Below are 323 nucleotides of genomic sequence, written 5' to 3'. Positions count from 1 at the left end.
GGCCTGTTTTCATGTGTGCAAGCATGACAAACAGGCATCTGGGTAAGCGTGCAAGACTAAATTCCACATGCATTTTTCATGTAAGATTAAATTCGGCAGTGGATTCCGTCTTGATTACATTTCTATTTTTTGAGTAACGATGGTTTTAAATTGACTTGATCAGCCGGTATTTCCTGCAGGCATAAAAGTCTATGCAACCTGTTATTCAAAAGCATCTTAGACAGCCTGAATGGAGTGCAACCGTTCAGGCTGTCTCTGGCCTCACTGTTGATATGGTTCATAAGTACGCAGGCGTCTCTCTGCTTATAATTATCCAGACTCTG

General features: G+C 41.8%; 1 pseudogene. It reads right to left on the bottom strand.

Going from position 1 to position 323, the window contains the following annotated elements:
* Nucleotides 1–122 precede the first annotated feature (122 nt).
* Nucleotides 123–323 (bottom strand): annotated as a pseudogene (locus KTH89_RS24760) (IS30 family transposase); the annotation flags it as partial.

This window comes from Diplocloster agilis (assembly GCF_019042275.1).
GTDB classification, from domain to species: Bacteria; Bacillota; Clostridia; order Lachnospirales; family Lachnospiraceae; genus Diplocloster; species Diplocloster agilis.
This window is presented reverse-complemented; position numbering and strand designations above follow the sequence as displayed.